The 23219-nt window shown below is 65.0% G+C and carries 21 protein-coding genes; 7 read left to right on the top strand and 14 right to left on the bottom strand.

The genetic code is table 11. From position 1 onward, the window contains the following. Nucleotides 1-217 precede the first annotated feature (217 nt). On the top strand, nucleotides 218-1501 hold the full coding sequence (gene purD, locus IVB26_RS33420; RefSeq protein ID WP_247969230.1) for a phosphoribosylamine--glycine ligase: 1284 nt from the start codon (nucleotides 218-220) through the stop codon (nucleotides 1499-1501). Between the two features lie 215 nt (nucleotides 1502-1716). Then, nucleotides 1717-2619, top strand: a complete 903-nt coding sequence (locus IVB26_RS33415; protein WP_247969229.1) for an alpha/beta fold hydrolase — start codon at nucleotides 1717-1719, stop codon at nucleotides 2617-2619. Between the two features lie 148 nt (nucleotides 2620-2767). On the opposite strand, the gene IVB26_RS33410 is transcribed toward IVB26_RS33415, so the two are convergent. After that, nucleotides 2768-3226, bottom strand: a complete 459-nt coding sequence (locus tag IVB26_RS33410) for a nucleoside deaminase (RefSeq protein WP_247969228.1) — start codon at nucleotides 3224-3226, stop codon at nucleotides 2768-2770. 119 nt (nucleotides 3227-3345) lie between these two features. Here IVB26_RS33410 and IVB26_RS33405 point away from each other — a divergent pair, with 119 nt between their 5' ends. Both IVB26_RS33405 and rsmD read left to right on the top strand, forming a co-directional pair. Next, nucleotides 3346-5403: a pseudouridine synthase gene (locus IVB26_RS33405; RefSeq protein WP_247969227.1), complete on the top strand. Its 2058-nt coding sequence runs from the start codon at nucleotides 3346-3348 to the stop codon at nucleotides 5401-5403. A 2-nt stretch (nucleotides 5404-5405) separates the two neighbouring features. Then, nucleotides 5406-5960 (top strand): 16S rRNA (guanine(966)-N(2))-methyltransferase RsmD, encoded by a 555-nt coding sequence (gene rsmD, locus IVB26_RS33400; protein WP_247969226.1) that lies wholly within the window; start codon nucleotides 5406-5408, stop codon nucleotides 5958-5960. Nucleotides 5961-6080: 120 nt separating this feature from the next. Here the strand turns inward: rsmD and mutL are convergent, their stop codons facing one another. Beyond that, nucleotides 6081-7895, bottom strand: a complete 1815-nt coding sequence (gene mutL, locus IVB26_RS33395; protein ID WP_247969225.1) for a DNA mismatch repair endonuclease MutL — start codon at nucleotides 7893-7895, stop codon at nucleotides 6081-6083. Between the two features lie 251 nt (nucleotides 7896-8146). Here mutL and IVB26_RS33390 point away from each other — a divergent pair, with 251 nt between their 5' ends. Continuing rightward, nucleotides 8147-8458, top strand: coding sequence for a ribbon-helix-helix domain-containing protein (locus IVB26_RS33390; protein WP_247969224.1), 312 nt, complete (start codon nucleotides 8147-8149; stop codon nucleotides 8456-8458). A 222-nt stretch (nucleotides 8459-8680) separates the two neighbouring features. Here the strand turns inward: IVB26_RS33390 and IVB26_RS33385 are convergent, their stop codons facing one another. Genes IVB26_RS33385 through IVB26_RS33370 form a run of 4 tightly spaced genes read right to left on the bottom strand, consistent with a single transcriptional unit; the run spans nucleotide 8681 to nucleotide 11612 of the window. After that, complete coding sequence (locus IVB26_RS33385; protein WP_247969223.1) at nucleotides 8681-10249, bottom strand: GMC family oxidoreductase; 1569 nt, start codon at nucleotides 10247-10249, stop codon at nucleotides 8681-8683. A 29-nt stretch (nucleotides 10250-10278) separates the two neighbouring features. Continuing rightward, on the bottom strand, nucleotides 10279-10827 hold the full coding sequence (locus tag IVB26_RS33380) for a gluconate 2-dehydrogenase subunit 3 family protein (protein WP_247969222.1): 549 nt from the start codon (nucleotides 10825-10827) through the stop codon (nucleotides 10279-10281). 35 nt (nucleotides 10828-10862) lie between these two features. After that, nucleotides 10863-11258 (bottom strand): VOC family protein, encoded by a 396-nt coding sequence (locus IVB26_RS33375; protein ID WP_246930159.1) that lies wholly within the window; start codon nucleotides 11256-11258, stop codon nucleotides 10863-10865. Then, nucleotides 11259-11612 (bottom strand): c-type cytochrome, encoded by a 354-nt coding sequence (locus IVB26_RS33370; RefSeq protein WP_346732844.1) that lies wholly within the window; start codon nucleotides 11610-11612, stop codon nucleotides 11259-11261. Nucleotides 11613-11845: 233 nt separating this feature from the next. Here IVB26_RS33370 and IVB26_RS33365 point away from each other — a divergent pair, with 233 nt between their 5' ends. Then, complete coding sequence (locus IVB26_RS33365; RefSeq protein WP_247969221.1) at nucleotides 11846-12262, top strand: hypothetical protein; 417 nt, start codon at nucleotides 11846-11848, stop codon at nucleotides 12260-12262. Between the two features lie 245 nt (nucleotides 12263-12507). Here IVB26_RS33365 and arfB read toward each other — a convergent pair whose 3' ends face one another. The 7 genes from arfB to IVB26_RS33330 all read right to left on the bottom strand — a co-directional run bounded on the left by arfB (nucleotide 12508) and on the right by IVB26_RS33330 (nucleotide 21551). Continuing rightward, on the bottom strand, nucleotides 12508-12924 hold the full coding sequence (gene arfB, locus IVB26_RS33360; protein WP_247969220.1) for an alternative ribosome rescue aminoacyl-tRNA hydrolase ArfB: 417 nt from the start codon (nucleotides 12922-12924) through the stop codon (nucleotides 12508-12510). A 166-nt stretch (nucleotides 12925-13090) separates the two neighbouring features. Continuing rightward, nucleotides 13091-14455: a M16 family metallopeptidase gene (locus IVB26_RS33355; RefSeq protein WP_247969219.1), complete on the bottom strand. Its 1365-nt coding sequence runs from the start codon at nucleotides 14453-14455 to the stop codon at nucleotides 13091-13093. Beyond that, entirely contained in the window at nucleotides 14452-15846 is a 1395-nt protein-coding gene (locus IVB26_RS33350; protein ID WP_458309298.1) for a M16 family metallopeptidase, read from the bottom strand. The genes IVB26_RS33355 and IVB26_RS33350 overlap by 4 nt, the downstream gene beginning before the upstream one ends. Nucleotides 15847-16045: 199 nt before the next feature. Beyond that, nucleotides 16046-16771 (bottom strand): hypothetical protein, encoded by a 726-nt coding sequence (locus IVB26_RS33345; RefSeq protein WP_247969218.1) that lies wholly within the window; start codon nucleotides 16769-16771, stop codon nucleotides 16046-16048. Nucleotides 16772-16867: 96 nt separating this feature from the next. After that, nucleotides 16868-17362: a signal peptidase II gene (gene lspA / locus IVB26_RS33340; RefSeq protein WP_247969217.1), complete on the bottom strand. Its 495-nt coding sequence runs from the start codon at nucleotides 17360-17362 to the stop codon at nucleotides 16868-16870. Nucleotides 17363-17367: 5 nt separating this feature from the next. Continuing rightward, a complete protein-coding gene (gene ileS / locus IVB26_RS33335; RefSeq protein ID WP_247969216.1) occupies nucleotides 17368-20376 on the bottom strand; it encodes an isoleucine--tRNA ligase in 3009 nt (1002 codons plus the stop codon). Between the two features lie 203 nt (nucleotides 20377-20579). Beyond that, on the bottom strand, nucleotides 20580-21551 hold the full coding sequence (locus IVB26_RS33330; protein WP_247969215.1) for a bifunctional riboflavin kinase/FAD synthetase: 972 nt from the start codon (nucleotides 21549-21551) through the stop codon (nucleotides 20580-20582). Between the two features lie 229 nt (nucleotides 21552-21780). Here IVB26_RS33330 and IVB26_RS33325 point away from each other — a divergent pair, with 229 nt between their 5' ends. Then, nucleotides 21781-22176, top strand: coding sequence for a response regulator (locus IVB26_RS33325; protein WP_008567674.1), 396 nt, complete (start codon nucleotides 21781-21783; stop codon nucleotides 22174-22176). A 180-nt stretch (nucleotides 22177-22356) separates the two neighbouring features. On the opposite strand, the gene IVB26_RS33320 is transcribed toward IVB26_RS33325, so the two are convergent. Next, nucleotides 22357-23211, bottom strand: coding sequence for a TIGR01459 family HAD-type hydrolase (locus tag IVB26_RS33320; RefSeq protein ID WP_247969214.1), 855 nt, complete (start codon nucleotides 23209-23211; stop codon nucleotides 22357-22359). Nucleotides 23212-23219: the final 8 nt, after the last annotated feature.

Below are 23219 nucleotides of genomic sequence, written 5' to 3'. Positions count from 1 at the left end.
CCGCCGGTTCGGAGCTCCCTCTATCCACCGTCATTACGGGGCGCGACGAAATCGCGAGCCCGGAATCCATTTCACCGCCGTCGCTGAAGCTCGATGGATTCCGGGCTCGCGCTACGCGCGCCCCGGAATGACGGGGAGGGTGAGGCGTTTCCCCTTGAGACCCGCGCCGATTCGTGCGACCTCCGCACGCAGCAAACCCTTATTTTCTGAGCCCTCGATGCACATTCTCCTGCTCGGTTCCGGCGGCCGCGAACATGCCCTGGCGTGGAAGATCGCAGCTTCCCCCCTGGTGACCAAATTCTGGTGCGCGCCCGGCAATGCCGGCATCGCGCGGGAGGCGGAATGCGTGGCGCTGGACGTCGCTGACCACGCCGCGGTGATTGATTTCTGCAAGACGAACAAGGTCGAGCTCGTGGTGGTTGGCCCGGAGACGCCGCTGGCGGCCGGCATCGTCGACGACCTCACCGCCGCCGGCATCAAGGCGTTCGGTCCGAGCAAGATCCCGGCCCAGCTCGAAAGCTCCAAGGGTTTCACCAAGGCGCTGTGCACCGAATTTGGCATTCCGACCGGCGCCTACAAGCGTTTCACCAAGGCCGGGGATGCCCGCGACTACGTCAACAGCCAGGGTGCGCCGATCGTCGTGAAGGCCGACGGGCTCGCCGCCGGCAAGGGCGTCGTCGTCGCCAAGACCGTGCGCGAGGCCGAGGACGCCATCGCCATGATGTTCGAGGGCGCCTTCGGCGAAGCCGGCGCCGAGGTCGTGATCGAAGAGTTTCTGCCCGGCCGCGAGATCAGCTTCTTCGCGTTGTGCGACGGCGAGACCGCCATTCCATTGGCCTCCGCGCAGGACCACAAGCGCGTGTTCGACCATGATGTCGGCCCGAACACCGGCGGCATGGGCGCCTATTCGCCGACGCCGCTGGTCACGCCTGCGATCCATGACGCGATCATGGCGAAGATCATCCTGCCGACGGTCGCCGGCATGAAGCAGCGCGGCACGCCGTTCCGCGGCGTGCTCTATGCCGGCATCATGCTGACGACGCAGGGCCCGAAGCTGTTCGAGTTCAACGTGCGCTTCGGCGATCCCGAGTGCCAGGTTCTGATGCTGCGCATGATGTCGGACATCGTGCCGGCGTTCCTGGCGTCCTGCGACGGCCAGCTGAAGAATTTCGATCTGCGCTGGCATCCGGACTCCGCGCTCACCGTTGTGATGGCGGCGAAGGGTTATCCCGGCGACTACGAGAGAGGCACGCTCATCGAGGGGCTCGATGAAGCCGCCAAGGTCGAGGGTGCGGAGATCTTCCATGCTGGCACCTTCGCGAGGGAGGGCGCGATCCACGCCAATGGCGGCCGCGTGCTCAATGTCTGCGCGCTCGGTAAGACCGTGACGGAGGCGCAGGCGCGCGCCTATCAGGCGGTCGACCGCATCCGCTGGCCGGACGGCTTCTGCCGCCGCGACATCGGCTGGCAGGCCGTGGAGGCGGAGAAGGCCAGGAATTGACGAGCCCGAGAGCGCGATCCCGGACGGCGTCCAAGGCGCGCCAATCCGAAATCGCGTGGCTCGGTGTCACCGCGCCGCCACATCGACGTTCCAGAATGTGCAATCGGCTGTTGGGGTTAGTCGCCCCGCCGATAATACCGTTACTGTGCATGGGGTTGTTTTCGACTTTTTGTTTGTCGGGATGACCTTTGGACTGACCATAAGGATGCAAAAAGATGTCCGATCTCGCCGACCTCTATCCGGGCTTTCGCTCCGAATGGATCGACACCTCCTTCGGCCGCATCTTCGCCCGCGTCGGCGGCAGCGGACCGCCGCTGCTGCTCCTGCACGGCTTCTCCGAGACCAACGTGATGTGGCACCAGGTGGCGCCGCAGCTCGCCGATAAGTTCACGCTGATCATCGCCGATCTGCCGGGCTATGGCTGGTCCGACATGCCCGAGAGCGATGCGCTGCATATCCCCTACAGCAAGCGCGCGATGGCGAAAGCCATGGTCGAGGCGATGGAGCGTCTCGGTCACGTGCACTTCGCGCTCGCCGGCCACGACCGCGGCGGCCGCGTCTCCTATCGCCTCGCGCTCGACCATCCCGGCCGGCTGTCGAAGCTTGCTGTGCTCGATATCCTGCCGACCTATAATTACTGGGAGCGGATGAACCGCGCCTATGCGCTGAAGATCTATCACTGGACCTTCCTGGCGCAGCCTTATCCGCTGCCGGAGACGCTGATCTCGAGCAACGGCGAGTTCTTCCTGCGCTTCAAGATGGCGAGCCAGACCAAGTTCAGGACGCTCGATGCCATCGATCCGCGCGCGCTCGAACACTACATCGCTCCATTTCGCGATCCGGCCCGCGTGCATGCGATGTGCGAGGATTACCGTGCCGGCGCCTATTTCGATTACGACCTCGACAAGGCCGATTTCGAAGCCGGCAAGAAGATCACCATTCCGATGCTGGCGCTGTGGGGCAATGCCGGCGTGGCGCAAGCCGCGGCGACGCCGCTCGATACGTGGAAACAGTGGGCCACGAACGTGGTCGGCATGCCCGTGGATTCCGGCCACTTCCTCACCGAGGAGAACCCGGACGTCACCGCGAGTGCGTTGCGGGAGTTTTTTTCGGGCTGAGCCACGCAGCTGCACACCACACACTCAACTGTCATCGCCCGGCTTGACCGGGCGATCCAGTACTCCGTGACGGCAGTGATTGATCGACAGGCTGCGGCGTACTGGATGCCCCGGTCAAGCCGGGGCATGACAGCGGAGTTAGGAGCCGTCAGCGCCGCTCCCGGAAGAACTCCTTGAGCAGCCGCGCCGCCTCGCTCTCGCCGACGCCGGAATAGACATCCGGGGCGTGATGGCAGGTCGGCGAGGCAAAGAACCGCACGCCGGACTCCACCGCGCCGCCCTTGGGATCGGCCGCGCCGTAATAGAGGCGCCTGACCCTTGCAAACGAGATGGCGCCCGCACACATGGTGCAGGGCTCCAGCGTCACGTAGAGGTCGCAGTCCACCAGGCGCTCGCTGCCGATCTTTTTCGCCGCCTCGCGCAGCGCGATGATCTCGGCATGGGCGGTCGGGTCGTGGTCAGTTAACGTCCGGTTGGCGGCGGTGGCGATGATCTCGTGATCGCGCACGACCACGCATCCGATCGGAACTTCGCCCGATTTTCCGGCATTTTCGGCCGCCAGAAGCGCCAAATCCATGAAAGAAGGGGCTTTCATGCCTCGTATCATCGCCAGAAACCTGCTACTAGCTCCGCCTTCAGCAAGAGTGGATACCGATTTTGCCTGAGCATGCGGCTCGGAACGAGCGCGCACAATGCTTTCCGGCCACCCCCTAAGTGAGATTATTCATGCCTCGCGACAGCGACAAAGACAACGATTCCCGCGGCCGGCGAGGCCCTCCCAAGGGACCGCCCAAGGGCCGGTCCGGCAAGCCGCGTGGTCCTGAGAAGAAATTCGCCAAGCGCGGCCCTGAGGGCAGGAGCGACGCTCGCCCGCCTCGTGGCGACCGCGACAGCCGCCCGCCTCGCGCCGACCGCGGGGATCGTCCGTTCCGCCGCCGCGAGGAGGGCGATGCCCCGCGCCGCGATTTCAGCGACCGTCCGAAATTCAAGCGCGACGACCGTGGTGGTGAGGGGCGCGGCGAACGCAGCTTCAAGCCACGTGGCGACCGTCCGTTCTCGGATCGCTCCTCGCGCGACGGTGAGAAGCGGCCCTTCAAGCCGCGCGGTGACCGTCCTTCCTATGGCCGCGACGATCGTCCGCCGCGCAGCCGGGATCGTGACGATTCCCGCCCCGCCGGTCGGACCGGTGACAGGAAGTTCGGCGACAAGCGCCCCTACGCGCCGCGTGGCGATCGTCCCGAGCGCAAGTTCGACGGCGAACGGAAGTTTTCGCGAGGCGGGCCGGATCGCGGGCCGCGTGAGGATCGTGGCGAACGCAGCTTCAAGCCGCGCGGCGACCGTCCGAATTTCGATCGCGGTGATCGCGCGCCGCGGAGTGATCGCCCGGAGCGCAAGTTCGACGGCGAGCGAAAGTTTTCGCGTGGTGCACCGGATCGTGGGCCGCGCAAGGATTTTGGCGGTCGTGACCGCGGCGAGGACAAGCCCTGGCAGAAGCGCGACGACCGTCGCGACGGTGGTCGCGGCGACGACCGTCCGCGCTTTTCGCGCTCGCGCGACGACCGTCCGTCGGGTGATCGCCCGTTCCGTGACCGTCCGAAATTCGATCGTCCGCGCGAGCGGTCGGAGGGCCGTTCCGATTGGCACGAGCATCCGCGCAGCGAAGGCCGTTTTGGCGACCGCCCGCGGCGCGACAACGAGGACGACAGCAGGATCTTCGAGAAGCGCCCCGCCTTCGGCGGCCGCGGCGCCTATCGCGAGCGCGATCGTGATTTCGACCGGCGGCCGCGCCGGGAAGAAGAGCCGAAGCCGAAGAAGGCCGGCGAGCGCATTGCCAAGGCGCTGGCGCGTGCGGGGCTTGCCTCGCGCCGCGACGCCGAGGAGATGGTCACGCAGGGCCGCGTCACGGTCAATGGTCGCGTCATCAACTCGCCCGCGCTCGACATCACCAAGAACGACGTCGTCCTGGTCGACGGCAAGCCGTTGCCGGAGCGCGAGCGCACGCGGCTGTTCCTCTATCACAAGCCGCGCGGGCTGATGACCACACATGACGACCCAGAGGGGCGTCCGACTGTGTTCGACAATCTGCCGGAAGGCCTGCCTCGGCTGATCAGCGTCGGCCGGCTCGACTTCAACACCGAGGGCCTGCTGCTGCTCACCAATGACGGCGGGCTCGCGCGCACGCTCGAGCTCCCCGATACCGGCTGGCTGCGCCGCTACCGCGTTCGCGCCCATGGCGACGTCACCCAGGCTCAGCTCGACGAGCTCAAGAATGGCATCGAGGTCGAGGGCGTCAAATACGGTCCGATCGAAGCGACGCTGGAGCGCGATCAGGGTGCTAACGTCTGGCTGGTGTTTGCGATCCGCGAAGGCAAGAACCGCGAGGTGCGCAATGTCTGCGCCCATCTCGGGCTCGAGGTGAACCGGCTGATCCGCGTGTCCTATGGTCCGTTCCAGCTCGGCGAAGTCCCCGAAGGACAGGTCGAGGAGATCAAGTCGCGCGTGCTGCGCGATCAGCTCGGCGACAAGGTGATTGAGAAGTCGGGCGCGCAATTCGACGTGCCCTCGAAATCGACTTCACGCGTCGATGACGCGCCGAGCGAGAAGAAGCCCGCCAGCAAGCGTGCCGTGATCAACGACCGCAAGGGCCGCCGCGTGCTGGTGCAGCGCACCGGCAGCGATGAGGCGCGTGAGCGCAACGAGGAAGAGGCCAACGGCTACGGCCCGCCGCGCCGTCCCAAGCGCGGCTATCACGGCAAGCGCGATCTGACGCCGCGGGAGGACTGAGGTTGCGCGTCGTCGGCGGTCGCTTGAAGGGGCGTAATCTCGCCTCGCCGTCCTCGCGCGACATCCGCCCCACGGCGGACCGCTTGCGCGAGTCCGTGTTCAACATCCTCGTGCACGCCTACGACGATCCGATTGAAGACGCGCGCGTGCTCGATCTCTTCGCCGGCACCGGTGCGCTTGGCATTGAAGCCTCGTCACGTGGTGCGAAGTTCACGCTGTTCGTCGACAATGGCGCAGAAGCTCGGGCGCTGCTGCGCAACAATGTCGAGACGCTCGGTCTCGGCGGCGTCACAAAAGTCTATCGCCGCGATGCGACCGATCTCGGCCCCGCGCATCCCGTCGAGCCGTTCTCGCTGGTGTTCCTTGATCCGCCTTATGGCAAGGGTTTTGCGGAGAAGGCGCTGGCAAGCTTGCGCGACGGCGGCTGGCTCACGCCGGGCGCGCTGCTGGTGGTGGAAGAGGCAAAGGTCGCGCAGTTCGCGACGCCGGAGGGCTTTGAGGAACTGGAGCGGCGAGCGTACGATGATACAGAGTTCGTGTTTTTGAGGAAGCCGTAGGCAAGCTCTCGTAGGGTGGGCAAAGCGGAGCGTGTCCACCACCTGGCTCGATCATGCAGAGATCGTGGGCACGGCGCTTTGCGCCTTTGCCCACCCTACGGCACCGTCATTACGGCACCGTCACCTCCGTCCGAACAGCTTCTCCACATCGCTCAGCTTCAGCTCGACATAAGTCGGCCGGCCGTGATTGCACTGGCCTGAGTTCGGTGTCTCCTCCATCTCGCGGAGCAGCGCGTTCATCTCCTCGGGCCGCAAGCGGCGGCCGGCGCGCACGGAGCCGTGGCAGGCCATGGTGGCGGCGACGTGCATCAGGCGACGTTCGAGCGGAAGTGCCTCGTCCCACTCGGCCATATGCTCGGAGAGATCGCGCAGCAGCCCGCCCGCATTGGTCTTGCCGAGCAGCGAGGGCGTCTCGCGCACCGCGACTGCGCCGGGGCCGAAGGATTCGATGGCGAGGCCGAACGAAGCCAGCTCCTCGCTGCGCTCCAGCAGGCGCTCCACCGTCGCTTCGTCCATCTCGACGATCTCGGGAATGAGGAGGATCTGCCGCTGCACGCCGTTGGCGGCCAGCGAGGCCTTCAGCCGCTCGTAGACGATGCGCTCATGCGCGGCGTGCTGGTCGACGATGATCAACCCGTCGCGGGTCTGCGAGACGATATAGGTCTCGTGGATCTGCGTCCGCGCGGCGCCGAGCGGCCGGTCGACGAGATCAGCCACCGGCTGCGTCTCGATCCGCACGTCCGCACTGGGCGCGCCGACGTCGAAGGCGGCTTGAGCGCGCTCGGCGAAGGCAGGCGCCGCGGCGCCTTCGAAGGACGGCATCGGCCCGACCGGGGCGGACGGCGAGGCGCGCCAGTCCCAGCTCGCCGGACGCGGTGGCGTGAAGGCGGGGCGGAACGAGGACAAGGCGCTCTCGCCGCTGTTGGCGGCGGTGCGGCGGCCCTCGCGCGCGAGACCTTCCTTCAATCCGTGCACGATCAATGCGCGGACGAGGCCCGCGTTGCGGAAGCGCACCTCGGTCTTGGCCGGATGCACGTTGGCATCGACCTCGCGCGGATCGAGTGTCACGAACAGTGCCAGCACGGGATGGCGGTCGCGCGGCAGGTAATCGGCATAGGCCCCGCGCACGGCGCCGAGGATCAGCTTGTCGCGCACCGGACGGCCATTGACGAAAAGATATTGCCCGAGCGCGTTGGCCTTGGTCAGCGCGGGTGCGGCCGCATAGCCCGAGACGACGACGCCCTCGCGTTCGGCATGAACCTCGAAAGCGTGGCTGCGGAACTCCGCGCCGAGGATGTCGGCAAGCCGCGTCAGCCGGCCGGCCGCGCCGGGCAGGGCGGCGGCCCAGGTCACCGGCGCGCGCTCCTCGCCGGCGAGCGTGAAGGCGACGTCCGGCCGCGCCATCGCAAGGCGCCGCACCACCTCGCGGATCGCTTCGGCCTCAGTGCGGTCGGTCTTCAGGAATTTCAGCCGTGCCGGCGTCGCATAGAAGAGGTCGTTGACCTCGACGCGCGTGCCATGAGCCAGCGCCGCCGGCATGATCTCGGATTTCTCGCCGCCCTCGACATTGAGTGCCCAGGCATGGGACTCACTGGCATGCCGCGTGGTGATCGACAGTCGCGCCACCGAGCCGATCGAGGGCAGAGCCTCGCCGCGGAAGCCAAGGGTGCGGATCTGGAGCAAATCCTCGTCGTCGAGCTTGGATGTGGCGTGACGCTCGACCGCGAGCGCGAGATCTTTCGCCGTCATCCCGCCGCCGTCGTCGGTGATGCCGATCCGCCGCCGCCCGCCGCCATCGGTGAAGACGTCGATCCGGCTGGCGCCGGCGTCGATCGCGTTCTCGACCAGTTCCTTGACCACGCTCGCCGGGCGCTCGACCACCTCGCCGGCGGCGATGCGGTTGACGACCTGTTCGGGCAATTGACGGACGGGCATGAACTTGATCTGGGGCTCGAAGCTGGATTCGCTGACAGCGCTATTCTAGGCCGTGTTGCGTCAAAAGCATGTGTTGGGCAACAGTGGCGTGAGGGCCTGGGGAAGAAGGCTTCCTATCACATTGAAGACATTGAGCGTTCGAGAAAAATCTTGCGGCGCCGATGGATCGCCCTCCCGCTGTGGTCGTGATTGTGAGGCGCCGGCCAGCAGTGTAGCATCGTGAAAAAATGGCAACAGGACGGGAGGACGCCATGTGCCATCTCTTCGCGCATCAGCCCCAACGCGATTACGAATCCCAGACCCGCTCCTTGCGGATCGACGGCCATTGCACCTCGATCCGGCTCGAAATGGCGTTCTGGGACACGCTGGAGGAGATCGCGGCCAAGGAGGGCATGAGCCTCGGCAAGTTCCTGACCACGCTCTATAACGAGGTGCTCGACCATCACGGCGAGGTCAACAATTTCGCCTCGCTGCTGCGCTGCTCGTGTTTGATCTATCGCTCCAGGAGCATGGCGCCGGTGACGGAGTTCAATGTGGCGCCGATTCTCGACGCTGCCGAGTGACGTGCTTGTTGCCCGGATGAAGCGCAGCGCAATACGGGATTCATGCCACAAGTGACAGCCGCCCCGGATTACGCTGCGCTCCATCCGGGCTACGGGACACCATCCACCGTCATTGCGAGCGCAGCGAAGCAATCCAGGGTCTTTCCGCAGAGGCAGTCTGGATTGCTTCGTCGCAAGCGCTCCTCGCAATGACGGAGGAGAGAGCGGTTTGCCTATCTAGCCCTAGATCTCCTTCTTCTGCATCGCACCCGCAATGTAATCCGCCTGCCGGATCGCCAGCGCAACGATGGTCAGCGTTGGGTTGCAGGCGGCGCCGCTGGTGAACTGGCTGCCGTCAGAGACGAACAGATTCTTGACGTCGTGGCTCTGTCCGAACTTGTTGACCACGCCGTCTCGCGGCTTCTCGCTCATTCGGTTGGTGCCGAGATTGTGGGTGCTCGGATAGGGCGGCGTCGGATAGGTTACGGTGGCGCCGACGGCGTCGTAGACGGCTGCGCCTTGCTTGTAGGCATGGGCGCGCATCGCGAGATCGTTGGGATGATCGTCGAAATGCACGCTGGCGACCGGCTGTCCGAACTTGTCCTTGGCCACAGGATCGAGCGTGATCCGGTTGGTCTCCTGCGGCATGTCCTCGCCGACCAGCCACATGCCGGCCATCCTGGGATAGCCGTCGAGTGCTGAGGTGAACGGACGGCCCCAGGCGCCGGGGTTCAGGAACGCCGCCATGAAGGGCAAGCCGATCGAGAGCGTCTCCATCTCGTAGCCGCCGACGAAGCCCCGCTTCGGATTGTTGGCCGCTTCATCGCGGATGATGCCGGCCATCGTGGTGCCGCGATACATGTGCACGGATTTCTCGAACACGGCGTAGACGCTGCCGGTCATGTGACGCATGTAGTTGCGGCCGACCTGGCCCGATGAATTGCCAAGGCCGTCGGGGAACATGGTCGAGGCGCTGTTGAGCAGCAGCCGCGGGCTTTCGATCGAGTTGCCGGCGACCGCGACGATGCGCGCCTTCTGGCGCTGCATCGCGCCGCTCTCGTCGGCGTAGACGACGCCGGTCACCTTGCCGCCGGCATCGTGCTCGATCTTGACCGCCATGCTGCTTGGGCGGACTTCCAGATTGCCGGTCGCCTCGCCCTTGGGAATCTCGGTGTAGAGCGTCGACCATTTCGCGCCCGACTTGCAGCCCTGGAAGCAGAAGCCGATCTGCTGGCAGGCGCCGCGTCCGTCGCGCGGCTGGCTGTTGATCGCCATGTTGCCGGTGTGCACGGTCTTGTAGCCCAGCTTCTTCGCGCCGGCCTCGAGCACCTTGAAATTATTGTTGCCGGGAAGTCCGGGAATGCCGTTGGTGCGGGTCACGCCCATCTTGTTCTCTGCCTTGGCGTACCACGGCTCGATCTCCGCAAGCGTGACCGGCCAGTCCAGCAGATTGGCGCCTGGAAGGTTGCCGTAGGTGCTCTTGATCCTGAATTCGTGCTCGTCGAAACGCAGCGAAGCGCCGGCCCAATGTGTCGTCGAGCCTCCGACCGCCTTGACGATCCATGCAGGAAGCCCCGAAAAATCCTTGGCGACGCGCCATGTCCCCGACGTGGTGCGGGCATCGGTCCAGGCGAGCTGGGAAAAACTCTCCCACTCGTCGTTGACGAAGTCGTGGTTCTCGATGCGGGGACCTGCTTCGAGGATGACCACCTTGACGCCCTTCTGCGCGAGCTCGTTGCCAAGCGTGCCGCCGCCGGCACCTGAGCCGACGATCACCACAACGCTGGAGTCGTTCAGATCGAATTTTGCCATATGCGTTCTCCTGAACCGTTGGGTGAGCCTTAAGCCTTCGGCAGCCAGTCGATGTCGGCGAAGCCGCGGTTGATGTAGCCGCCGTGCTCGGCCGAGGAGCCCTCGTAGCCGAACCGCGGCCAGACCTCTTTCTGGTTGTAGAGCGAGACGATGAGGTCGCCGCGGACCTTCTGGAAGAAGTCGCTCTGCTCGATCTCCTTCAGCAGCACCACGCGGTCGGCTTCCCAAGGCACCTCGGCATAGGCGACCTTGTGGCGATCCCGCGCGTTCTGATCGAGCCGCGTGATGCCGTCGCTGATCAGCGACTTGACGGCGGGATCCTTGGCCGCCTTGCCGTCCCACGGCTTGATCGCGGTGATGTAGTAGCTGTCACCGAGAACGTCGTGCGGATAGATGTCGCGTGCGACCTTCAGCAACGTCTTCATCGTCGCGGGCGAGAGCGCGCTCGCATCATTGGCCCACGCATCTTCGATGCTGACGGCGACGCTGGTCGCGACTGCTACGACCGGCACGGCGGTCGCCGCGCCCTTGAGAAAGACACGGCGGCTGTGCTTGCTTCGGCGATCGACTTCTCTCATGGCATTCCTCCGTCAATTTTGATTTTATGATTGAGTCAGTTGAAACGTCCGCCTCGCTGGATCACCTCGATCTTGTAGCCGTCGGGATCGCTGACGAAGAAGAAGCGCGCCAGCGTCCTGCCGTCGTGCTTGAAGTCGCGTAAGGGTCCTGGTGCGAGCTTCTCGCGCTCGAAGCGGGCATGCTCGGTATCGAGATCGTCCACCACTACGGCGAGATGTCCATAGCCGTCGCCGAGCGCGTACGGCTCCTTGCGATCGAAATTCACCGTCAGCTCGACTTCGAAAGGTGAGGAGGGATGACGCAGATAGATCAGGGCAAAGTCGGAAAACTTCAGATGGTCGGCGACCTCGAGGCCGAAGGCGCGCCGGTAGAAGTCGAGCGAGCGCGCTTCATCCAGCACCCGGATCATGGAATGGACGGCCTTTGCCATTCAGTTTTGCTCCTTCAGAAAAGCGATGATGGCAGCGCGCGTTTCCGGCTTGGCCTGTCGATAGGCCATGACCACGCCGGGAATGACGGCTTGCGGATTGGTCAGCCAGGCGTCGAGCCGGGCTTCGTCCCAGGCGAAGTCTGCGTTCGCGAGCCCTTGCGAATACCGAAAGCCTTCAACCTTGCCGGCGGGCCGGCCCACGAGCTTGAACAGCGGCGGCCCCTGTCGTGCCGGCTCCGACAGGCTTGTGGTGTGGCACACCGCGCATTGCTGCTTGAAGAGCGTCGCGCCATCCGGCGGCTTTGCGGCCGGCAAAGGCATTTGCGCGTCTGCCACCCGCACCATCAGCACCATCGCGGTGCACAATCCCAGCACGACTGTGCGCATCACCGAGAGCCCGCCCATCCACGTCAATGTAGCCTGAGCAAACTCTAGGCGGCGTCTGATGGACGGTGGTAGTAGCGGGCTGTTTCGCCGCGCGCGGCCATTGCGGCGGCGTGCGGTGTTCCGCGTTGCCTTATATGCGGAGCACAATTCCGCGAAACCGCCGTCAAATCCCTAAACGATCACCACACCATGCGCATTGCATGACGATTGCGCCGCTTGATGTCTTTACGCGATGCGATGGGTCGGCGCAGGCAAGCGGCGTCGGGAACGGCCGAGCCATTCATCGCGGAAAAATCCAGGAGAAATGGATGAAGTTGGTGAAGACCTCGATGATCGCATGCGCTCTGTCGGCGCTCATTGCCACGCCCGTTCTTGCGCAAAGCGCGCCCCCCACCGCGAAGCCAGGCGGCACCGTGCAAAGCAAACCCATGCAAGGCACCACGATGGGCAGCGGCGATGACGAGATGAACGCTCAGCCGGGCGCAGCGGGCGAGAAGACCGGCATGAAGTCAACCAAGGGCACCAAAGGCACGGTCGGCACCACGGGCAGCGCTGCGCACAAGGGGACGGCCGACGATCCCACGACAGGCGGTGCAGCTCCATCCAAGCGTTACTAGTCCCGCCGGGAGAACGGCAAGACTCCGGCCGCTTGGCGGCCGGAGTTTTTCTGCGTCTGCTAAAGCGGTATGGGCTTGAGTTGAATCGATTGCTGCCGCGGGAGAGGTCGGCGCGAAGCGCCGGGTGAGGGTTATCTCCGCTTGGGGATTGTCCCATTGCAGAAACACCCTCTCCCCAACCCTCTCCCGCAAGCGGGAGAGGGAGTGCACCTCCGCTGTAGCTATCAAACTGATCGCATCGCGCTTTAGTCGTCGAAGCGGCTGCCGCGTCCGGCCTTGACGTCGCCGCGGCGCTTCTTGCCGTCGAGCCGGCGCTGCTTGGAGGCGAAGGTCGGCCGCGTCGCGCGCCGCGGCGTCGGCCTTATCATGGCCTCGCTGAGGATTTCGACCAGCCGGTCGATGGCGTCCTGTCGATTGCGCTCCTGAGTACGGAAGCGCTGGGCGTGGATCACGATCACGCCATCCTTGGTCATGCGCTGGCCGGCGATGCGGGCGAGCCGGATCGCGGCATCCTCGGGCAGGGTCAGCTTCCGCGTGTCGAATCGCAGCTGGGCCGAGGTCGAGACCTTGTTGACATTCTGCCCGCCCGGGCCGGAGGCGCGGACAAAGCCGATCTCGATGTCGTCCTCGTCGATGACGAGATCGCGGGATATCCGCAGCATGATGGCACCATTTGTGATGTCCGGACATACCGCGGACACCGGCCTTCAGCAATGGCGCTGCTCTCGAAACGCGAATGGCCGGGACGAGCCCGGCCATTCAGGAAGCGCATCGAGAAGAGGTCGAATGCGAGTTCGACCTGCTAGTTCGACCAGCTAGTTCGACCTTCTAGTTAGACTTGGGCGCCGTGGCTGCAGGCTGCGCGGCGGCCTGCGGGGCGCGGCCGACGACGACGGTCAGCAGCCCCTGGCCCCAGAGGCGCTTGGCGGCGGCTTTGGCGTCGTCCAGCGTCACCGCATCGACGATGGCATTGCGCTTCTCGATATAGTCGATCGGTAGCTTGTCCTGCTGGTACTGCAGCAGTGCCTGCGCGAGTTTGGAGGAGGTATCCAGCGCCAGCATCTGCGAGCCCTTTAGGTAGGACTTGGCCTCGTCGAGCTCCTTCTGCGTCGGGCCTTCCTCGGCGATGCGGCGCACCTCCTTGTCGATGGCATCGATGGTGTCGCCGGCGCGGTCGGCGCGGGTGCCGGTATTGCCGATGAACACTGCCGAGTGCTCCATCCAGAGCAGCGATTCGAACACCGAATAGGCGAGGCCTCGCTTCTCGCGCACCTCGCGATAGAGCCTGGAGGACAAGCCGCCGCCGCCGAGGATGTGATTGACGACGTAGGCCGCCATGAAGTTCGGGTCGCTGCGCTTCACGCCGGGGCCGCCGAAAGTGATCACGGTCTGCGGCACGTCGAGCGTGACGAAGGCGCGCTGCGGCGGCTTCGCGGCCTCGACGTCGGGGACCGGCGTGAGGTTGGCCTTGGCGGGCAAGCTACCGAAGGTGTGGTCGAGCAGCTTGCCGAGGGTCGCCGGATCGACGTCACCGACGACCGCGATCTTCAGCCCATCCTTCGCAAGCACGCGGCCGACATAATCCTTCATATCGGGAACCGTGATGGTCGGCACGCTGTCGAGGTTGCCGTTGCTCTGCCGGCTGTAGGGGTGATCGCCAAAGGCGACCTCCAGGAATTTGCGGCTCGCCAGCGATGTCGGGTTCGTGGTCTCGCGGCGCAGGCCCGAGATGACCTGCGAGCGAATGCGCTCGACATCGGCGGTGTCGAAATGCGGCGACGTCAGCGCGCTCCGCAAGAGATCGAAGGCCTCGTCCTTGTTGTCGCGCAGCATGCGCAGGCTGCCGCGGAAGGTATCGCGGGTGGCGCTGAAGGAGAGCTCGATGGCGCGGCGGTCGAGCCGCTCATGGAAGGTCTTGGAGTCGAGATCGCCGGAGCCTTCGTCGAGGAGGTCGCCGACCAGATTGGCGACGCCCGGCTTGTCCTTGGGATCCTGGGCCGAGCCGCCGGCGAAGGAATATTCCATGGCGATCAGCGGCACGGTTGCGTCCTGCACGAACCAGGCCTCGATACCGCCCGGCGAGACCAGGTGCTGGATCTTTGCGGCTGCCTGCGAGGGCGAGACCGCGGCGAGCGCAAGTGCCGCGCCGGTGGCGAAGGAGAATGCAACGCGTCGAAGGAAAGGATAGGTCACGAACGCTTCTCCTCGCGCTTGGTGGTCGCGGTGTCCTTGATCAGATAACCCGTCACCGAGCGCTTCTTCTCGAGCCATTTCTGCGCGACTGCTCGGACCTGCTCGGCGGTGACCGCGCGGATGCGGTCGGGCCAGCTTCTGATGTCCTCGATCGACAGGCCCGTGGTCAGCGCGCCGCCATACCAGCGTGCCAGCACCGCCTGGTTGTCCTGGGCGTAAATCGCTTCCGCGATGAGCTGGGTCTTCACGCGTTCCAGATCCTCGGCGCGGATCGGGTTCTGCGCGACGTTGGCGATGACGCCGTCGACCGCTTGCTCGACCTCAGCGAAGCTGACGCCGGGTTTCGGCGCGGCCGAGATCGCGAACTGCGTCGGGTCGAGCGAGATGCTGGAATAGCTGGCGTTGGCGGAGACCGCGAGCGGCTTGTCGACCACGAGGGCGCGGTAGAGATACGAATTGCTGCCGCTGCCCATCAGCTGCGCCAGCACGTCGAGGGCCGCGCTTTCGCCGGCAGCAGCCGTGGTCGCCGAGGGCACCAGATAATAGCGCCGCATGCTCGGCTGCTCGACGCGCGGATCCGCCAGCGTGACGGTGCGCGGCGCGGCCGGCTCCGGCTCCTGCGGACGGACGCGCCGCGCGGGAATGGCGGGCTGCGCCGGGATCGAGCCGAAATTGCGCTCGACCAGCGGGCGTATGTCGGCGGCCTCGACGTCGCCGGCGATCACCAGGATCGCGTTGTTCGGCGCATAGAAGCGGCGATAGAAGGCGAGCGCGTCCTCGCGATCGAGCTTCTCGATCTCCTGATGCCAGCCGATCACCGGCCGGCCGTAAGGATGATTGAGATAGAGCGCGGCCATGATCTGCTCGTTCAGCCGCGCATCCGGATTGTTGGCGACGCGCATATTGTATTCTTCGAGCACGACGTCGCGCTCGGGCAGCACGTTCTCGTCCTTGAGGATGAGGCCGGTCATGCGGTCGGCCTCGAACTCCATCATGGTCGGTAGCTGCTCTTTCGGCACACGCTGGTAATAGTTGGTGTAGTCGACCGAGGTCGAGGCGTTCTCGTTGCCGCCGACGCGGAGCACGGTCTGGGAGAATTCACCGACGGGGTGCTTCGAGGTGCCCTTGAACATCAGGTGCTCGAGGAAGTGGGCGAGGCCGGACTTGCCCGGCGTCTCGTCGGCCGAGCCGACCTTGTACCAGATCATCTCCGTGACGACGGGCGCGCGGTGATCGGGGATCACCACGACCTGCATGCCATTGCCGAGCGTGAAGCTGGCGGGCGGGGCCGACGTCACCGTGGTCTGGGCAAGGGCCGCGCCGGCTGTCAGGACACTGGTCGAAAGCAGCGCGGCAAGGAGGCAGGCAGCCGATCGGTTTACGGACATCATGATCCTTATCAAGGGCCGAGGTCCGGATGTCCGGCTCGGAGGCACGGTATGGTACACCGTGCGGCTGAGGCTTCGCGTCACGAAGCAGAGAACTCAACGCGGTGGCAAGTTACTGATAAGCAATCATGACCGGCATCGGGCGGACATGAGCCCGTCGGGACTCGATTCGCTTCTGCAGAACAGCGACAGGACAGGAACGCTATTGTTCCTTGTCCTTGCCCGACATGATGTCGAAATAAGTCCGCCGCGTTTTGTCCTGTCCGGCGCCATAGGAGTAATTCGGCGACGGCGTCTGATAGCCCGGGGGCGGCTCGACCAGCGACTGGCGCGGCGGCTCGCTGGTGAATTTCTTCTCTTCGGCGCTGTTGCCGCCCTTCATCATGTTCCACAGACCACCGGAGAAGCCGAGCTCGGCGGGGCTGAGCGACGGGTTGCCGTTGGTGCCCGGCTGGATCGGGTCGTTGCTCGTCCGGGGCGCCGCGGCGACCTGACCGGCCTTCATCTCGGCGGGCGTCAGAGGTCGGGCGGCCTGCCAGTTCTCGGTTTCCTTGGTCGCCTTCTTGCGCGCGGCGATGGCTTCCTTGCGGCGCTTTTCCTCGGGATCCTTGGGCCAGTTCGGAGCATTCTTGGCCTGGGTCGCGGGGGGCGGCAGGTCCAGCTTGGGCGGCACGACCAGCGGCGAGCGCTCGCGGTACTCGATGCCGGGCTTTTCCATGCTCTTGGCGCCGATGCCGGACATCAGATTGTCGATGATCTTCTCTTCGAAGGTCATCCCGTCATCTTCATCGTCGTCGTCACCGGCGCGGGCCGCCCCAGCCGACATGACGAGACCGATGCCGAGCGCGACAGCGGACAATTTCAATGCCCGCCAAAGCCCCAACCGGGGGTCTCGAACCATCGAAATGCTGGTCTTCGAGCTGCGCATTTACTGTACCTGTTCCATATTGTGTCAGATCGCCGCGCGCGCGCAGCAAACCCTCGCAAAGGCCGGGTTCCACCTGCCGGTCCGTATCGGCCGGGATCAGGGCGCTTTTGCGGCGGGTACCCCCAGGAAGGAATCATACAATAGGGCTGCGACCCCAGCAACGATGGCCACGTCCGCGAGGTTAAATACATACCAATTATAGGTATTTCCGCCGATCTCGATGTGGAACAGGGCGAAATCGACCACCGCGCCATACGCCAGGCGGTCGATGCTATTGCCGATGGCGCCGCCGATGATCAGGCCCAGCGCGACCGTGGCGAGAAGGGTGTGCGAGCGGGCCATCCAGATCGCCAGCGCGACCACGGCGAGGACCTTGACCGCCATCAGCGCGAGCTGCGCCGCCTGGCTGTCGTTCTGGAGCCAGCCGAAGCTGATGCCGATGTTCCAGGCCAGCACCAGGTCGAAGAACGGTGTCACCTTCACCGCGCCGCGACGGGCGAGGTCGAACACGTTCAGCAGCCACAGCTTTGAGGCCTGGTCGGCCACGAGCGTGACCAATGCCGCGAAGATGCCAGCGCCAAGCGGGGTCATGGGGATCAGACCGCTACTCCCAACGCCTTCCATTCGCGCAGCGCCTTCGCGTCGCGCGGGGTGACGTCGGGGTATTCAGGGTCGTCGCCGACCATCGGGGAGATCTTCCAGGAGCGGGCACATTTGGTGCCGACTGCCTTCTCCACCACGACCGCGACGCCGGGCACGGCATCGAGACGGAACGCAGCTGCCGGCGCCTCGCCCTCACGCACCTCGTAATTCGAGGTGATGCAGATCTCGGCGAGATCGACGTCGAATAGCGTCGCCAGCATGTCGCGGTCGGCGACATAGATCACCGGCGATGCCTCCAGCGACGAGCCGATGTTCTTGGCGGCGCGTTCGAGCTCGAGCGCTCCGGTAACGACGCGGCGGACGTTGCGGATCGTCTCCCATTTCGCGGCGAGCTTGTCGTCGCGCAAGCCTTCGAGATCGGTCGGGAACAGCGTCAGATGCACCGACGGTTCGGCCTCGGGCCGGTACATGCGCCAGCCTTCCTCCGCGGTGAAGCTGAGGATCGGCGCCAGCCATTTCAGGATCGAGGCGCACAGCAGATCGATCGTTGTCAGCGCCGCCTTGCGCGTCAGCGAGGACGGCGGATCGCAATACAGCGTGTCCTTGCGGATATCGAAATAGAATGCCGAGAGCTCGCTGTTCAGGAAGGCGGACAGGATCGCGACCACCGTCTTGAAGTCGAACTCGCGATAGGCCTTGCCGATGGCGGCGTCGCGACCTGCGAGCTCGTGCAGCATCAGCCGCTCGAGCTCGGGCATCTCGGCCGGCGCGACTGCGTCGGCCGGCTTGTAATGATGCAGCGTGCCGAGCATCCAGCGCACGGTGTTGCGCAGCTTGCGATAGGTCTCGACCGTGTTCTTCAGGATCTCGGGGCCGATGCGCTGGTCGTCGGTGTAGTCGCAGGACGCGACCCACAGTCTCAGAATGTCGGCGCCGGATTCCTTGATGACGGCCTGCGGCTCGATGGTGTTGCCGAGCGACTTCGACATCTTGCGGCCGTCCTCGGCCTGGGTGAAGCCGTGGGTCAGCACGACGTCGTAGGGCGCGCGGCCGCGGGTGCCGCAGCTTTCCAGCAGCGAGGAGTGGAACCAGCCGCGATGCTGGTCCGAGCCCTCGAGATACATGACCGTGTCGGTGCCGCCGTCGACTTTGCGCTTGATGCCGGCAAGCCCCGGAAACTGCACGGGGTCTTCGAGCACGAAAGCGTGGGTCGAGCCGGAATCGAACCAGACGTCGAGAATGTCGTCGACCTTCTGCCAGTCTTCATTGGCACGGGCGTCAAGGAAGCGCTCGCGCGCTCCCGTCGCGTACCAGGCATCGGCGCCTTCCTTCTCGAAGGCCTCGCCGATACGCGTGTTGACCGCCTCGTCCTGGAGGATCTCAGCGGAGCCGTCGCCCTTCTCGCGCACGAACACGGCGATCGGCACGCCCCAGGCGCGCTGGCGCGAGATCACCCAATCGGGCCGCGCCTCGATCATGCCGTTGATGCGGTTCTCGCCCGACGGCGGCACCCATTGCGTCACCGAGATCGCGTGCAGCGCGCGGGCGCGCAGCGTATCGCCGCTCTTGGCCTTGCCGCCCTGGGCCACGTCCTTGTCCATCGCGATGAACCATTGCGGCGTATTGCGGAAGATCACCGGCTTCTTGGACCGCCAGGAGTGCGGATATTGATGCTTGAGCCGGCCGCGCGCGAGCAGCATGCCCCTTTCGACGAGCGCCTTGATCACGGCCTCGTTGGCGTCGCCCTTCTCGCCCTTGTCGTTGATGACGCGCTTGCCGGTAAAGCCCGGCGCATGATCGGTGTAGGCGCCGTTCTCGTCGACGGTGTAGGGGATCGCCGTGTTGATGCCGCGCGCATCGAGATCGCGCGCCTGCGCCATCCAGGCATCGAAGTCCTCGCGGCCATGGCCGGGCGCGGTGTGCACGAAGCCGGTGCCGGTGTCGTCGGTGACGTGGTCGCCGGGCAATAGCGGCACGATGAAGTCATAGCCGCCGGCAAGGCCGTTCAGCGGATGCGCGCATTCGATCGCGTCCATGGTGTCGCCGGGGATTTCGCGGACCTTTTCATAGGCCGTCACGCGCGCCTGCTTGAAGACCTCTTCAGCGAGCGCGTCGGCGAGGATCAGGAGATCGCCGGTCTTGGTCCAATTGTCGGCGGGCGCGTCCGTCACCTTGTACAGGCCGTAGGCGATCTTCGGCGAGAACGAGATGGCGCGGTTGCCGGGCAGCGTCCAGGGCGTGGTGGTCCAGATCACGATGCTTGCGGCGGCAAGCGCGCCGTGCGCGGGCGAAGTGACCGGAAATTTCACCCACACCGTATCGGAGGTGTAGTCCTCGTACTCGACCTCGGCTTCGGCAAGCGCCGTCTTCTCGACCACGCTCCACATCACCGGCTTGGAGCCGCGATAGAGCGTGCCGTTGGCGGCGAACTTCATCAGCTCGCGCGCGATCTGGGCTTCGGCCGGATAGCTCATGGTGGCGTACGGATGATCCCAGTCGCCGATGACGCCGAGGCGCTTGAACTCCTCGCGTTGAACGCCGAGCCAATGCGTGGCGTAGGCGCGGCATTCCCGGCGGAAATCGATCATCGCGGTACTGTCGCGGAAGTCGGGCTTCTGCTTGCCCTTCTTGCGATAGTGCTCTTCCTCGACCTTCCATTCGATCGGCAGGCCGTGGCAGTCCCAACCCGGCACGTAGTTGGAATCGAAGCCGAGCATCTGCTGGCTCTTGGTGACGAGGTCCTTCAGGATCTTGTTCAGCGCGGTGCCGATATGGATGTTGCCATTGGCGTAGGGCGGGCCGTCATGCAGCACGAACTTGGCGCGGCCCTTCGCACTCTCGCGCAGCTTCTCGTAGAGGCCGATGTCGTACCAGCGCTTGAGGATCTCCGGCTCGCGCTGCGGCAGGCCGGCGCGCATCGGGAAATCCGTCTGCGGCAGGAACAGGGTCTTCGAATAGTCTTTGGCTTCAGACTTTTGGGATTTTTGCGGCTTTTCGGACATGAGGCTGACTGGCTCGGAAGGGCGCGGGAACGAATGGCGATGCGGAATCGCGGGGTGAAACGACAAGATCCCGGTCTTGCGCCGAGCCGAAGGCTCAGGCGGAAGCCGGGCCGCTAATCCCTATGATGCGCCGCGAAAACATGGGCTTTCCATAGCAGGGGGACGGGGGAAGCGCAAAGGCTGGGGGAGGCCGGGTTTCAAGCTCAATCGATCACGCCCAGCCTCGGAAACGCGTCCGGGGCCGCGGCCAGCATAGCGCGGGCGCGGGCGGAATCGTCGTCCATCTGGCGGATCAGGGCGTCCAGGCTGTCGAATTTCAGCTCCTCGCGGATGAAGCCGACGAAGGCGCAGTCGAGCGCCTGCCCGTAAAGGTCGCCTTTGAAGTCGAACAGGAAGATCTCGAGCAACGGAGCGCCATTATCAAAGGTCGGGCGGCGACCGAAGCTTGCCACCCCGTCCAGCCGCTCAGCGCCGCGGCCGACCCGCACCGCATAGATGCCGTGCTTCAGCCCGCAATTGGCATCCAGGCGGATGTTGGCGGTGGGATAGCCGAGATCGCGGCCGCGCTTCTCGCCGTGAATGACCTCGCCGGTGACGAACCAGGGCGCGCCCAGCATAGTAGTCGCCTCATCCAGTTGGCCCTCGGCGAGCGCGATCCGGATGGCGCTGGAGGACACCGGCCGCTCGTCGATATCGACATGCGGCTGCACGTCGACCTCGATGCCGAGCCGGGGCGCCTCGTTGACCAGCAGGCTCGGCGAGCCGACGCGTCCCTTGCCGAAATGGAAGTCGTAGCCCACCGCGATCCCGCTGACGCCAAGGCGCCCGATCAGGTCATGGTGAATGAAGTCCTGCGCGCTGGTCCCGGCGCGCGCCTTGTCGAAGGTCATCACCACGGCGCCAGCCAGCCCGGTACCGGCCAGAAGCCGCAGCTTGGCCGGCTCGTCCGTCAGACGGAATTGCGGGGTGTTGGGGCTGAAAAACCGCCGCGGATGCGGCTCGAAGGTCAGGGCCAGTGCAGGGCGGCCCTGCGCCCGGCCCATTTCCAGGGCTGCCGCGATCACGGCGCGATGGCCGAGATGAACGCCGTCGAAATTGCCCATGGCGACCACGGCGCCCCTCGGAATCGTGGAGTCCGGCGTGGTGTCGCGGATAACGGTAAAATGCGGAGCCATCAGGGGAATTCTCGAACCGGCAGGACCGGCCAGGACCGTGGCGCGACCGGCCGGATGAAGTCAAGCGGGAGGGGGCGGCCGGATCGAACACGATTTCAGCCCTTGGGGGGCGTCCCCAATTAACGCGCTGTTTAACGCCTTGGTGCTAGTCCTTGAGCGTGGAACTGCCGGGCTCCGGCCTGGGCAGGTCCGATCGTAATATTCCTTGGTATGCGTTGGGGGAGTCGAGATGGCGGTTGATTTGTCGATGCCGGTTCTGGTGGTGGATGACTACAGCACCATGATCCGTATCATCAGGAATCTGCTGAAGCAGCTTGGCTTCGAGAACATCGACGATGCCAGCGACGGTTCGGCAGCACTGAACAAGATGCGCGGCAAGAAGTACGGGCTCGTGATCTCCGACTGGAACATGGAGCCGATGACGGGTTACGACCTGCTGCGCGAAGTGCGCGCGGATCCGAATCTCGCCACCACGCCCTTCATCATGATCACGGCGGAATCCAAGACCGAGAACGTGATCGCGGCCAAGAAGGCTGGCGTGAACAACTACATCGTCAAGCCGTTCAACGCGGCGACGTTGAAGACCAAGATCGAGGCGGTCTTCCCGGACATGGCGAGCGCCTAAGGCGCACGCTCTTCGCCGGATCAACAATCTTCCATTGGGATCGTCATGCCCGGGCTTGTCCCGGGCATCCACGTTCCGGGATCGACGAAGGAAGTCGTGGATGGCCGGGTCAAGCCCGGCTATGACGGCGTCTAGTACTTAGCCATTGGTCTATATCGGCTTCGTTTCGAAGTGAGGCCGTCACCACTTCAATTCGCGCATCAGCGCCTTCGGAGGGTGGCCGAACAATTCCATCACCGATGTCGGGTCGAGCTGGTCGAGGCCCTCGAACTCCTCGGCATGGATGCCGCGGGTCACGAACAGGCAATCGATGCCGAATTCGCGCGCGCCGGTTAAGTCGGTGCGGACGGAATCGCCGATCGCCAGCACCTTTTTCCGGTCGATCGGATGACCCTGGCGTTCACCGGCCAGCGCCATCGCGCGCTCATAGATCGGGCGATGCGGCTTGCCGTAGAAGATCACTTCGCCGCCGAGCTCGCGATAGAGCTCCGCAATGGCGCCGGCGCAATAAATCAGCCGGTCGCCACGTTCCACCACGATGTCGGGGTTGGCGCAGACCAGCGTCAGCTTGCGCTCGCGCGCCTTCAGCATCATGCCGCGATAGTCTTCCGCGGTCTCGGTCTCGTCGTCATAAAGGCCGGTGCAGACGATGTAATCGGCTTCCTCCAGCGGCGCGGTCACGGCATCGAGGCCGCGATAGATCGAGTTGTCGCGCTCGGGGCCGAGCCAGAACATCTTGCGGCCGGGATGATCGGCGACATAGAGCCGCGTCAGGTCGCCCGAAGACACGATCGCGTCATAGGTCTCGTCGGCCACGCCGAGCTTGCGCAATTGCCGCTGCACCGAGTCGGCCGGCCGCGGTGCGTTGGTGATCAGGATCACCGTACCGCCGCCGCTGCGATAGGTGTGCAACGCCTCGCAGGCTTCGGGGAAGGATTCGAGGCCATTGTGGACGACGCCCCAGATGTCGCTGAGCACGACATCGACGCCGCCCACGAGCTCGCGCAGGCTTTCGGCGAAATGCAGCGTGGTCATGATGTGCG

The organism is Bradyrhizobium sp. 195 (assembly GCF_023101665.1).
In the GTDB taxonomy this organism is placed as follows: Bacteria; Pseudomonadota; Alphaproteobacteria; order Rhizobiales; family Xanthobacteraceae; genus Bradyrhizobium.
This window is presented reverse-complemented; position numbering and strand designations above follow the sequence as displayed.